The following is a 13,138-nucleotide window of genomic DNA, read 5'->3' as shown; positions in this document are numbered from 1 at the left end:
CGCTCAGATGCCGCTGGCGCTGATCCGGTAGCTGAAACGATGCGTGGCACCGGGAGCCAAAGCAATGACATCTTGACCGGTATTAAAGGCATCGGGCGGGCAGGTCATTGGCTCAACAGCAATACCCAGGCGGCCAAAAGCATCCCCCGTATATGCCTGTACCCAGGGGGCTCCACTATGCAAGTGCGTGGTGAGTCCCGTGGCAGGATTGCGCAGGTCAACACGCCAGGCACGATGCGTTGGCATGTCTGTGAAGCAATGATCGATTGTCACCCCGCGCAGGGAGCGCGCCTCGCGGAAATCTCGATCGAGGGCAGTAACGGGCAGCTTCTCGATGGGGATGAGCTGCTCGTCGGCATCCATGACCGAAGCCGCTGGAAGAGTCAGTTCCCAGTCATCCACGCTGCCTTCACCGGCCGTCAGATAGGGGTGGTGAGAGGTGCCGTAAGGGGCAGCACTATCGCTGAGATTGCGCGTTGTGATTGCAACTTTCATGCCCTCGTCAGCATTGAGGGAGTATTCTACGCGGGACTGCAACGTCCAGGGGTAGCCGTAGGAGGCAGGGCTGATGACATCGAAAATGCAGTGGTCATCGGTATATTCGTGGAGCTGCCAGTGCGTCCAGGACAACAAGCCGTGTAGCGCGGTGTGGGTGGCAATATCTGTGCAGGGTAGCTCGTAGTCTTGCCCCATCCACGAGTAGCGGCCATCGCGAATGCGATTCGGCCAGGGGACAAGGGTCTTCCCCATGTAGCCCGGCGGACACTGGTCAGCGCTGTGGGCTAACACAAGGTCGTGCCCTGTGAAACTCAACGAGGCAAGGCCCGCCCCAGCATTGACAAAAGAAGCGCGGTAGGGGCCAGCAGCACACTCAAAGGCGTGAAGGCCAGGACTGGTGGGGTATTCCGAAGTGACGCGTGCCATGACTCCAGCCTAATAGCTTGGACGCTCCTCGGGGGCATGATGCGTGAACTCTGACGCAGGTGTCGCACAGTAGCGATCAGCCAGCGCCTCACTGCCTCGTGCCAGCAGCGAAACGTCAGCACCCACAAGAATGAAGTCAATCCCCTCATCAAGGTAACGCTGCGCCAAACGTGGATCAAAGGCGTTAATACCCACGGGCTTTCCGGCCTCGCGGCCAGCGGCAATGGCGCGGTGAACAGCGGCAATCACCTCAGGGTGATCCTGCTGTCCAATCAGTCCCATTGATGCTGCCAGGTCAGAGGGGCCAATAAAGAGTGCATCAACCCCGTCGACCGCGGCAATAGCGGCAGCGTTCTGAACGGCCTGAACCGTCTCGATCTGCACAATGACACAGACATGCTCATCATTGGCACGCTGAAGATAGTTCTCCACACGATTCCAACGCGCCCCGCGCGCCAGTGCAGAACCCACCCCGCGCACTCCCTCGGGCGGATAGCGGGTAGCGCGCACGGCTTGGACGGCATCCTCAGCAGTATTAACCATGGGGATCAGAAGATTCTGCGCGCCCAGGTCAAGGTATTGCTTAATGAGCACCCAATCGTTGATTGGCACCCGCACCACCGGCGTCACCGGGTAGGCCGCAACCGCCTGAAGCTGACGCTGGATGTTCTCCAGCGTCAAAGGCGCGTGCTCACCGTCAATGAGGAGCCAATCCAAGCCGGCACCCGCGCAGATTTCAGCAACGGTAGGGCTGCCTGAACATACCCACATGCCGACGCGGCCACGCTCGCTGCCACGCAGTTGCTCACCGAAAGTGGGGGGAAGATTCAGACGAATCGGCATGAGATTGTTCCCATCTGTCCGTAGTCACACAGCACAGAGTCGCCGCGGCTGACCCACATTGGGCGCGTAAAGGAGCCCGCAAGAATAATCTCTCCGGCTTCCAGTCGGGCACCATGCTGGGCGAACTTATTGGCCAGCCAGGCGACGCCAGTGGCCGGATGGTTGAGGACGCCGGCGGAAACCCCGGTTTCCTCGATGCTTTCATTGCGGTAGAGCATGGCCGACACCCAGCGCAGGTCAAGGTCGTGGGGACGCATAGGGCGCCCACCGATCACCATCGCACCGTAGGCAGCATTGTCAGAGATCGTATCAACAATGGTGCGCCCCTCAAGTTCAATGTGGGAGTTGAGGATTTCCAAGGCAGGAGTGACGTACTCGGTGGCACGCAGAACGTCGAAGATCGTGCAATGAGGGCCTTCAAGCGCGTCCTTGAGGACAAAGGCGAGTTCAACCTCAATACGGACATTGAGGAAACGGTCAAAGTCAATAACCGACCCATTCTCGTACACCGTATCGTCGAACATCACGCCATAGTCAGGTTCGGTGATACCGGTGGCGGCCTGCATGGCTTTCGACGTCAAGCCGATCTTACGGCCCACAAGGCGCCGTCCGGCAGCGATTTGTTGGTCACGCCAGACGCCTTGGATCGCGTAGGAGTCCTCAACGGTGGCCTCGGGGTAGCGCGCGGTAATACGAGGGATGGGGACGCGAGTCTGGTCGGCCTGAGCCAGTTCAGCCGCGATAGCGTCAATCTGTGAGGGTTCCAGCATGATCCAATTCTCCTGTGTCAGAGGCGTAAAAGTATGGTGTGTGCCGCGTGTTGTCCGCACAACCATATCTGTCTTGCGGTGACACGAAGCAGCAACAAACGAGTGATCGTCGCAAGGCAGTGCGGGGTGGGCTGACGTCACGCTGAGATCCCAGCCGGAACATCCCCGCACCGCCTCGCGAGCTCAATGGCGGCCCGTCACATGCACCGTTTAGCTCAGGTCAAAGACCCCAGTGAAGAAACGAGCCAGAGAATCGTGATCGTCCAGGGGCGCAATATGAGCGACATACATGTCGGGGCGAACCACCACCACCGCACCTGTTCGAGCAATCCCGCGCTCCTCGAAGATATCCTCGCCCTCAAGCGCGGCGTAGACCTGATTCCAGTCCTCTACCTGGAAGGGGCCGTTCTTCGGGCGGAAAGCCGACGGAGCATCCGTAATGTCAAAGTCGTGGATGTGCTGCTGGTAGATCACCTTCATCTCAAAAAGGGTGTTGGGGTCGGCACCGGCAGGGGTGTGGCGCAGCATGGGAGATTTATGGTCACCCGTCCACCACTGGGCGAAGTCATCCACCGCCGAATGAGTGGTGGGGTGAGCCTGGTCAGCAAAGACGTAGATACGCCAGCGGCCGTCAGCTTGATGTTCGTGGCCGATATGCTTGACATTCGCATCGCAGCGACGCATTGCGCGCGCGGACTTGAAGCGCTTGCCCAGCGGGTAGCCGGTAGCGAGTTCTTGCCGTGCCTCACCGGAAATGATCTGCGAGGGCGGGTACTGAGTCATGAAGCCAGCGGGGAACTCTGCGGTGCGCACATAGAAGTCCTCAATGCTCTCACCATCGCCACTGCCTGCCATACGGCCTGACCATTCAAGGTCAAAGTCAATGAGATCCTGGGCGATCTGTTGACGCTCAGCGTTGTAGGTGCGCAAGAGCTTTTCAGAGGACAGGCCGCGCAACACCTGGGCGAGTTTCCACCCCAGGTTGAAGGTGTCCTGCATGGACACATTCATCCCCTGGCCCGCCTTAGCCGAGTGAGTGTGGCAGGCATCGCCAGCAATGAATACGTGAGGCATCCGCTCGGGCGGGGCATCGGAGGGCACATCGTCAAAACGCTGGGTGACGCGGTGTCCGACCTCGTAGACCGACCACCAGGCGACGTTCTTCACGTCGAAGGAGTAGGGGGCCATAATCTCGTTGGCACGACGGATGATTTCTTCCAGCGGGGTCTGGCGTACCTTGTGGTTGTCGTCCTCTGCAAGGTCGCCCAGGTCAACATAGGTGCGGAAAAGGTAGCCGCCCTCGCGGGGAATATGCAGGATAGACCCCTTGGAGGAGTTAATAATGCACTTGGTGCGAATGTCGGGGAAGTTCGTGTCGACAATGACGTCAGCAACGCCCCAGGCGTGCATGGAGATCACCTTCGAATAGGTGGCGCCGATACAATCACGCACCTTTGAACGCGCCCCGTCACCACCAATGACATACTTCGCGTGCACGGTAATCTCTTCACCGGCGCGCTCGCCCTCGATACACCGCAGCGTGACCTTCACGGGGTAGTCGCCCTCGTCCAGCACCTCCAGGCCCACGAACTCGTAGCCGTAGTGGGGGCGCATACGCGAAGGGGAGTTCGCCATAAAGTCACAGAAGTAGTCGATGACACGCGCCTGATTCACGATCAGGTGAGGAAACTCAGAGATCCCGTGCGGGTCATCGGGGGTGATCTTCGTGCGGACAATATTTTCGGGCGTGTGCGGGTCAGCCTTCCAGAACGCAGTCTCGGTGATCTGGTAGGCCTCGTCGATGATTTCATTGGCGAAACCAAAGGCTTGGAAAGTCTCAACGGAGCGCGCCTGAATGCCGTCGGCATGGCCTAATTCGAGGCGGTGCGGACGCTGCTCGACGAGGACAGCGTTAATGTCTGGGAAGGCGGCAAGTTGAGCGGCGGCAACAACGCCGGCAGGGCCAGAACCGACGATCATCACGTCAACCGTGTCGGGCATCGCGGGGCTGCGGTCAATGCCAACGCCTGCAGCCTCTTTCACGCGGGGGTTTGTGGAGACGTATCCATGATGGTGGAATTGCATGATTGAGTCCCTTCACATCATTGTGGGGTGGCCTTCACCAGCCCAGCATGCTCACAGGTGAGCCGCAGGGGAGTAAGGCGAATGTGGGTATACGAAGCGGTTGCACCCGGTGGTGCAACGTGAGCAATAGTGACGAAAAGTCAGAGTGAGCGCAGCGGAGTCGATACCTTTGAGTGGAGCGATGCCATCTTGTGCTGACGGGCGAAGCTCTCTATCTCAGCAGGGTCGGCTCCTGTACGGATCAGGTCAAGAAGGTGATCGTGTTGGGCGATGGAGTCCACTGATTGCGCACTCTCAAATTTAAGTGAGGAACGGCGAATAATAGTGACTCGTTCTGCCTCATTCGTCACCAGTGACACGATGCGGGAGTTTGGACAGGGGGCGCAGAGCACCGAGTGGAAACGTCCATTGAGCCTACGGTAGGCGTCAGAGTCGAAGTAGGAGGAGCGGGTGAGGGCTTCCATGTCGCGGTTGAGGGAATAAGCGATCTGCAGATCCTCTTCCGTGATATGAGGGGCAGCCAGGGCTGTTGCCATGCCTTCTAAGAGCGCTAGGGAGACCATTGACTCGTAGTAGTCCTCAAGATTGACCTCAGACACTCGAGCGCCAATGTTGAGGGTGTATTCCACTAAACCTTCTGCTTCGAGGGAGCGAATTGCTTCACGTACAGGAACGGTGGAGACCCCGAACTCTTCTGCCAGGGCAGAAAAAGTCAGCCGGAAACCGGGGGTGTACTGGCCGTCAACAATGCGTGAACGCAGTTGCTGATAGACAGTGTCCGATTTCGAGGTGGGGGCTGGCATGGTCAGGGTGTTCCTTTAATCCGTGCGACGGCGAGGCATTCGCTGTGGTCATGCTTGAGGGTGCTTGTGGGAGCCACTCACACCCCCAAGCATAGGGGACGAGACATTTTCGGCGGGCTGCTGACCGTTATTGGACGCTCAGTAGCCAGCGCCCCGTTCGAAGTTCACGGGCGTTGCGCGGACTTCAGCGGCAACCTCGTCAATGCGCTTGTTGGCATCGGCGTCGGCCGAGGCCGTCAGCGGCGCACCGGTGCGGTCCTTCGTGGAAAGCATGGCGATAGTGCCGACGAGGGTGACTGCGAAGATGTAGCCAGCAACTGCCAGTGAGGTCTTGAACTCTGCCTGAAGGTAGGTGGCGATCAGCGGGGCAAAGGCGCCACCAACAATCGCACCAAAGGCATTGGCCAGGCCAGCACCCGAGTAGCGGATGCGTGCGGGGAACATTTCGGAGAAGAGCGCAGCCTGGGGGCCGTATGTGAAGCCCAGGGGAATGGTCAGCACGAGCATACCCAGAGCGATCATGCCCAGGCTTTGCGTGTCGATAAGTCGGAAGAGGATGAAGATCCACACCAGTTGGATCACAAAACCAATGAGGTAGACCGCCTTGCGTCCAATCTTGTCCGACAGCCACGCTGCCGTCAGCGTCGTGATAATCCACGAGGCCGCCGCCAGGGTGATGAGGTGCAGGATCGGTTCGCGTTCCATCCCCAGGTCCTTCGTGGTGTAGGACAGGATGTAGCCGCCGGTAATCATGTAGCCGGCCACACCGTTACCCGCGAAGATCAGGGTGCCTTGGAGCAGAGGCTTCCAGGAGGTGCGGAACATGTCGAGCAAAGGCAGGCGGACCTGCTCCTCGCTGGCTGAGATTTCCTTCATCACCGGTGATTCGGACACGCCCATGCGGATGGCCATACCGATGATGATGAGCAGGAAGGACAAGAGGAAGGGGACGCGCCAGCCCCAGCTGAGGAATTGTTCTTCCGTTGTCAGGGCGTCGGTGACAGCTAGGGCCAAGGTGGCCATGAGCATGCCCAGGGGCACGCCGATCTGGGGGAAACCACCAAAGAGGCCGCGCTTATTTGCCGGAGCGTGTTCGACTGCCATGAGGGCTGCACCGCCCCATTCGCCACCTGCGGCAAAACCTTGCGTGACGCGCAGGACGATGAGCAGGATCGGTGCCCATACGCCGATGGTTTCAAAGGTGGGCAGCAAGCCGATGAGGAAGGTGGCCACGCCCATGAGCACCAGGGTGAGGACCAGCATGCCTTTACGGCCGATCTTGTCTCCGTAGTGTCCTGCCACGGCCGCGCCGAGGGGGCGGAAGAAGAAGGAGATACCGACGGTGGCGAAGGAAATCAGCCGGCCGGCCAGTTCACCGCCGCTTTGAACGAAGGGGTCAAAGTAGAGGGGAGCGAGGACGATAGCTGCCGCGTTGGCGTAGATGAAGAAGTCATACCATTCGACGGCTGTGCCGATCAGGGTGCCGAGGGCGACCCTACGATCCTCAGGTTTCTTGGCATCGAGGACAATATTTGCTGCGCTCATACCTGGCCTCCCAGCTTGAAGCCCGCCTCGGTGTCGCCCTTGCGGGTGTAAGAGAAGCCGTCGGCACCGATGGTGACGTCGATTTCCTTGGCCTCGGTGCGCTCGATGACGGGCTGAACATTGCCGTCCAGGTCGAGGACGAGGGAGGCCTCGCGGTACCAGGAGGGGACGACCTGGTGGCCCCAGAAGTCGCGGCGCTGGTTATCGTGGACATCCCAGACAACCTCGGGGTTGTCGGGGTCGCCGGTGTAGTAGTCCTGGGTGTAGATTTCGACGCGGTGACCGTCAGGGTCACGCAGGTAGAGGTAGAAGGCGTTGGAGACGCCGTGGCGTCCGGGGCCGCGCTCGATCATGTCTGAGCGGCGCAGACCCCCGAGCTTGTCGCAAATGTAGAGAATATTGTGCTTTTCGTGGGTGGCGAAGGCAACGTGGTGCATGCGGGGGCCGTCACCGCCGGTCATAGCGGTGTCATGGACGGTGTGCTTACGGGTCATCCACGCGGCGTAGGTGACGCCAGCATCATCCTTAATGGATTCGGTGGTCTTAAAGCCCAGGTCGTTGAGGTAGGCAGTGCCCTTGACGACGTCGGGGAACACCTGGTTAAAGTGGTCGAGGCGCACCAGGGCGCCCGCTCCCTGGAGCTGGTAGGCCCAAGCGAGGCGTTCGACGTGTTCAACCTCGTAGAAGAACTCGTAGGGGAAGCCTAAGGGGTCAACGACACGCACAGCGTCCGGGATTCCCTTTGTGAAGGAGCCACGGCGAGTCTCGCAGCCGAGTTCTGTGTAGTAGGCCTCGGCCTTGTCCACGTCCTCAGGGGAGCGGACACGGAAGGAAAAGGCGGCGACAGCCGCAACATCGCCCTTACGCAGGACAAGGTTGTGGTGGATGAACTCTTCGAAGGAACGAAGGTAGATGGTGTTTTCGTCCTCTTCGGTGACAACCAGGCCAAGAATGTCAACGTAGAATTCACGCGACTTGGCCAGGTCAGTGACGATGAGCTCCATGTAGGCGCAGCGCAGGATATCGGGTGCGGGTGCGGTGGGGGTGGGAACAAAATCCGACATGTCAGTCTCCTTTGGCTGAAAATACGGGGGTGGTGGAGTGCCGCCGGTGCGGCATGTTGGGCTGCCTGAACGCAGGGATCAGGCAGAGGGGCCGCCCAAGCCGAGGTCATTCTCGGCGTATCCGGTGGCTCCAAAACGAGTGGTGTGAACGTCACCGAGGGTGACGTGGATGGATTGCTGGACGGAGTAGAAGTCCAGGGAACGGTAGCCGCCCTCGTGACCCAGGCCCGAGCCCTTCACGCCGCCAAAAGGCGTGCGCAGGTCGCGGACATTGTGGGAGTTGATCCACACCATGCCCGATTCGATGGCGTGGGCGACGTTGTGGGCGCGGGCAACATTGCTTGTCCACACGTAGGCGGCCAGGCCGTACTCAACGTTATTGGCCAGTTCAATGGCTTCTTCGTCAGTGTCGAATGGGGTAATGGCCACGACCGGGCCGAAGATCTCTTCTTGGAAGATGCGCGCGTCGGGAGCAACGTCAGCAAAGACGGTAGCTTCGACATAGTTGCCTTCGGGCAGATCTGCGGGGCGTCCTCCGCCAGCTACGAGGCGAGCCTCGCCCTTGCCGATTTCGATGTACTCGCACACCTTGGCGTAGTGCTCAGGGTGGACGAGGGCGCCGATTTCGGTGTCAGGGTTGGACGGATCACCGACGACGATGCGCTTGGCGCGCTCGGCGTAGGCCTCGACGAAACGGTCGTAGATGGGGCGCTCGACGAGGATACGCGACGAGGCCGTGCAGCGTTCGCCGTTGAGGGAGAATACGCCAAAGAGGGTGGAGTCTAGGGCGGCTTCGAAGTCAGCATCAGCGAAGATGACAGCGGGGGACTTACCGCCAAGCTCCATTGACATGTGCTTCATATTCTGCGCGCAATTGGCGTAGATGATTTTTCCGGTGCCGAGTTCGCCGGTGAAGGAAACCAGTTGGACGTCGGGGTGCTTGACGAGGGCATCACCGGCGCTTTCCCCGAAACCGTGGACGACGTTGAATACGCCTTCAGGTACACCAGCGCGCTCCATAATGCCTGCCCAGAGCTGGGCGGAAACGGGGGTGAATTCGGCAGGTTTGAGGACGACGGTGCAGCCCGAGGCTAGCGCGGGGGCGAGCTTCCAGGATTCCTGCATGAAGGGGGTGTTCCAGGGGGTGATGAGGCCGGCAACGCCCTTGGGCTTACGGTTGACATAGTTGATTTGGCGTCCGGGCATCTTGAATGCGTCATCGACCTGGGCGACGATGAGGTCAGCGAAGAAACGGAAGTTTTCGGCTGCACGGTTGGCCTGGCCTTTGGCCTGACGGATTGGCAGACCCGAGTCGAAGGACTCAATGGCGGCCAGCTCGTCGTTAATGGCGGCAACCTCGTCGGCGATACGGTAGAGGACCCGTGCGCGCTCGCGCGGGAGCATTCGGGGCCAGGGGCCCTCGTCGAAGGCTTTCTTCGCGGCTGCAACGGCAGCATCAACGTCAGCCTGCTGGCCAGAGGCACAGGTGATGTAAGGGGTATTGGTGGTGGGCTCGAGCACCTCGAAGGTTTCTTTGCCGATGGAGTCGGCGAAGGAACCACCAATGTAGTGCTGGATCCGGTCGGGTAGGCCCGAAGGCTTCGTTGCCATCGTGTTTCTCCTGAAGGGTAGGGGATTGGGGGCAGGGGTTAGAGGAAAACGCGCAGTGGAGTCAGTTGTGGCACCACTCGTTGTAACGCTCACGCCAGGTAGCGTTCATGGGGTAGAGACCATCAACGCTGTGGCCTTCTTCGACCATCTGAGCGATAAAGGTTTCTTCCTTTTCCTGGATCTCCGAGGCCTCCAGGACCTCAACGACCAGGTGAGGGGGAATAACAACCGCACCGTCATCATCACCGACGATAATGTCACCTACCTGCACGGTCGCTCCGCCACAGGTGATGGTGATGTCGGTATCCCAGGGGACGTGAACGCGGCCAAGCACCGAAGGGTGAGGGCCTTGAGCCATGACGGGTAGGCCAACCTCGGCCACAGCAGCCCAGTCGCGCACGGCACCATCGGTAATAATGCCTGCGGCTCCGCGTACACGAGCACGCAGGGCGAGAATATCCCCCAGGGTGCCAGCAAACTCAAAGGAACGGGCTTCCATCACGAGGACTTCGCCCTCGTTCACGGTGTCAATGGCGCGCTTTTGAGCGTTGAATCCGCCTCCCTTGGCTTTGAACAGGTCAGGGCGGTGAGCAACGTAGCGCAGGGTACGAGCCGGGCCGATGACCTTCATGCCTGGAACCATGGGACGCACACCGTCAATGGAGGCGTTGGCGTAGCCGCGGGAGCGCAGTTGGGAGGACAGGGTAGCAACGGCGACCTTGCTGAGGCGCTCGCGGAGTTCATCGGTGAGGACGAACTCGGGTTCAAGTCCGGCTGCTTCGCGTGAACCCCAGGCGTCAATGCGCTGCTGTTCGCTGGCTACGGGGGCTGAACCAATCGGGGCCAGGGCGGGTGCCTCGACAACCTGGGTGGTGAGGGGGCCAGAGGTGAGGCTCGGGTCGTCTTCGGAGTAGACCTCAACGGTGACGCTCTGGCCGGGCTGGAGGACGGAGGAACCTGCGGGTGTGCCGGTGAGAATGACGTCTCCTGCTTCGAGGGTCATCACGCGGGAGAGATCAGCGATGAAGTGGGCGAAGGAGAAGAGCAGTGTGGAGGATGAGTCGTCTTGAACGATCTGGCCGTCCACGGTGGCGCGAACGTGCAGGGCCTCGGGGCGGATACTGCGAGCGTCAATGAGGGTCGGGCCCAGGGGAGTCATGCCGTCGCCTGACTTGGAGCGGACGTTGGAGCCTTTGTCGGCGGCGCGCAGGTCAAGGATGCCCATGTCATTAGCGGCAGTCACCCAGCCGACGTGGTTCCATGCTGTGTCGGGGGTGACATTGCGGGCGGCGCTGCCAATGACAAGGGCGATTTCAGCTTCAAAGACAAGGAGCTCGGCGTTGGAGGGGCGCTCAACGTTGCCTCCGGTACTGAGGGAGGAGGGGGCCTTGAAGAAGTACGAGGCTTCTGCGGGGGTGCGTCCGCGTTGCGCGGCGCGGGAGGGGTAGGACAGGTGGACGGCAATGATCTTACCGACCGGGAGTCCGAGGGTGTCGGTGATGATGTTGGTGCGCAATGCCTGCTCCTTCATCTGGGCCTATCTGGGGCCTACCTGGTTTAGCTGGGCTGTCTGTTTAGGTGAGCTGCCTGGTTTGGCTGGGCTTTCTAGTTGAGCTGCGGGTTTATCAGGGCCCTGCTCCGTTGCGAAGCCCTGATTCGTTTGGGGGGAACGGGGGTTATGCCGCTCGCGATAAACATATCTGAGATCATATCTGATCTGTGATACGATCATGCTGCATTGATGGAGTATTGTCAACAGGTAGGCTGAAATTACTCGGCACCCTCTTCATACACACCTCTCCACAATGCTGAGCTTCAAAGGAGAACTCACATGACAGACCCTCGTATACGCGACCTTCTTTCCCGCATCCCCACGGACCTTTTCATTAATGGACAGTTCCGCCCCGCCTCATCCGGGGAACGCTTCGACGTCCTCAACCCCGCCACCGGAGAAGTCCTCACCACCGTCGCCTCGGCAACACCTCAAGACGCTGCCGACGCCCTCAACGCAGCCTTTGCCGCACAAGACGCCTGGCAATTCACGCCACCTCGTCAACGTAGCGAGATCCTTCGCCACGCATTCGAACTGATGACCACCACCTACCGCGAAGACCTCGCCCTGGTCATGACCCTGGAAATGGGCAAACCCCTCGATCAAGCAGACGGCGAAGTGACCTACGGAGCAGAATTCCTGCGCTGGTTCGCTGAAGAGGCGGTGCGCATCCGCGGCGATTACTTCCGCGTCCCCGAAGGGCACCTGCAAGCCATTGTCGTGCGTCGCCCCGTTGGGCCCTGCCTCTTCATCACCCCCTGGAACTTCCCCCTGGCAATGGCCACGCGAAAAGCAGGCCCCGCTTTCGCGGCAGGAAATGTCGCCATCCTCAAACCCTCCAAAGAAACACCACTAACAGCGCTCCTCTTTGCCAAGATCATGGCTGAAGCGGGCCTACCAGCAGGCGTGTTGTCAGTTATTCCCTCTGAACAAACCCGCGCCATCACCGGCCCTCTCATCCAAGATCGTCGCCTACGTAAACTCTCCTTCACAGGCTCGACCGCAGTGGGGCGTGCCCTGCTCAAGGAAGCCGCCGATCAGGTGCTCCGCACCTCCATGGAACTTGGCGGTAACGCCCCCTTCATCGTCTTTGAGGATGCCGATGTCGACCACGCTGTCGAATGTGCGCTCATGACCAAGCTGCGCAATATGGGAGAAGCCTGCAACGCTGCCGACCACTTCTTCGTGCACGACTCGATCTACGACACCTTCACCCAGCGTTTCGCCCAACGCCTCAGCGAACAACGAGTAGGCGACGGTATCGAAGAAGGCACCAATGTCGGCCCCCTCGTGTCCGAACAACAAATCAGCACCATTTCCCGCATGGTCGACAATGCCGTTGCCAACGGTGCCACAGTCCTCACAGGCGGCAGTCGGCTTGAGCGTCCAGGCTTCTTCTTCCCGCCCACCCTCATCACAGATGTTGGCGTTGACGCGCCCATCATGACCGAAGAAATCTTCGGCCCCGTTGCCCCCGTCGTTCGATTCCACGACGAAGAAGAACTCATCCGCATCATCAACTCAGACTCAGTAGGTCTAGCGGGATACTTCCACACCGCCGATATTGGCCGCATCATCCGACTGGCAGAGCGCCTTGAAATCGGCATGCTCGGCGTCAACTCAGCCACCATTTCCAACGCTGGTGCACCTTTTGGTGGCATGAAGCAGTCGGGGATGGGGCGCGAAGGCGGCAAAGAAGGCATCGAAGACTACCTCGAAACGGTCTATGTGGGGATTCCGGCCCCCGACTTCCTCAATGGCCGCTAATCTCTTCTCCCTCTGAAGCGGGCGGGGTGGGGCGCGTGTGCCCATGAGCCTGCTGCTTCGCAGCGGCTCATGTGCCTAGCCGTGCCGCACGCACCCCGGCCGCTTGCTTTCATGTACGGGTTAACGCAATAGGTACGGCATAGTGCATTGTGTACATGGTGTGCCAGGCACATT

At 60.0% G+C, this 13,138-nt stretch carries 10 protein-coding genes; 1 reads left to right on the top strand and 9 read right to left on the bottom strand.

What is annotated here, in order from left to right:
• Positions 1–3 precede the first annotated feature (3 nt).
• The 9 genes from EII11_RS07595 to EII11_RS07555 all read right to left on the bottom strand — a co-directional run bounded on the left by EII11_RS07595 (position 4) and on the right by EII11_RS07555 (position 11,161).
• A complete protein-coding gene (locus EII11_RS07595) occupies positions 4–924 on the bottom strand; it encodes an aldose-1-epimerase (RefSeq protein ID WP_124871019.1) in 921 nt (306 codons plus the stop codon).
• Between the two features lie 9 nt (positions 925–933).
• Positions 934–1,767 (bottom strand): HpcH/HpaI aldolase family protein, encoded by an 834-nt coding sequence (locus EII11_RS07590; protein WP_124871016.1) that lies wholly within the window; start codon positions 1,765–1,767, stop codon positions 934–936.
• Positions 1,752–2,537: a 2-oxo-hept-4-ene-1,7-dioate hydratase gene (gene hpaH, locus EII11_RS07585; RefSeq protein WP_124871013.1), complete on the bottom strand. Its 786-nt coding sequence runs from the start codon at positions 2,535–2,537 to the stop codon at positions 1,752–1,754. Before hpaH ends, EII11_RS07590 begins: the two co-directional genes overlap by 16 nt.
• Positions 2,538–2,747: 210 nt before the next feature.
• Positions 2,748–4,622 (bottom strand): FAD-dependent monooxygenase, encoded by a 1,875-nt coding sequence (locus EII11_RS07580; RefSeq protein ID WP_124871010.1) that lies wholly within the window; start codon positions 4,620–4,622, stop codon positions 2,748–2,750.
• A 140-nt stretch (positions 4,623–4,762) separates the two neighbouring features.
• Positions 4,763–5,425 carry a GntR family transcriptional regulator gene (locus tag EII11_RS07575; protein ID WP_124871007.1) on the bottom strand — a complete coding sequence of 221 codons (663 nt, stop codon included), beginning with the start codon at positions 5,423–5,425 and terminating at the stop codon, positions 4,763–4,765.
• Positions 5,426–5,563: 138 nt separating this feature from the next.
• Positions 5,564–6,970, bottom strand: a complete 1,407-nt coding sequence (locus EII11_RS07570) for an MFS transporter (protein ID WP_124871004.1) — start codon at positions 6,968–6,970, stop codon at positions 5,564–5,566.
• The gene (gene hpaD / locus EII11_RS07565; RefSeq protein WP_124871001.1) at positions 6,967–8,034 is read right to left on the bottom strand and encodes a 3,4-dihydroxyphenylacetate 2,3-dioxygenase; all 1,068 of its coding nucleotides are present in this window, start codon (positions 8,032–8,034) and stop codon (positions 6,967–6,969) included. The genes EII11_RS07570 and hpaD overlap by 4 nt, the downstream gene beginning before the upstream one ends.
• 78 nt (positions 8,035–8,112) lie before the next feature.
• Positions 8,113–9,645 (bottom strand): 5-carboxymethyl-2-hydroxymuconate semialdehyde dehydrogenase, encoded by a 1,533-nt coding sequence (gene hpaE / locus EII11_RS07560; protein WP_124870999.1) that lies wholly within the window; start codon positions 9,643–9,645, stop codon positions 8,113–8,115.
• 61 nt (positions 9,646–9,706) lie between these two features.
• The gene (locus EII11_RS07555; protein ID WP_240623104.1) at positions 9,707–11,161 is read right to left on the bottom strand and encodes a fumarylacetoacetate hydrolase family protein; all 1,455 of its coding nucleotides are present in this window, start codon (positions 11,159–11,161) and stop codon (positions 9,707–9,709) included.
• 315 nt (positions 11,162–11,476) lie between these two features.
• Here EII11_RS07555 and EII11_RS07550 point away from each other — a divergent pair, with 315 nt between their 5' ends.
• On the top strand, positions 11,477–12,964 hold the full coding sequence (locus EII11_RS07550) for an NAD-dependent succinate-semialdehyde dehydrogenase (RefSeq protein ID WP_124870993.1): 1,488 nt from the start codon (positions 11,477–11,479) through the stop codon (positions 12,962–12,964).
• Positions 12,965–13,138: the final 174 nt, after the last annotated feature.

This window comes from Schaalia canis, assembly GCF_003858455.1.
In the GTDB taxonomy this organism is placed as follows: domain Bacteria; phylum Actinomycetota; class Actinomycetes; order Actinomycetales; family Actinomycetaceae; genus Pauljensenia; species Pauljensenia canis.
Note: the sequence above shows the minus strand (reverse complement) of the source record. Positions and strands in the feature narration are given on the sequence as shown.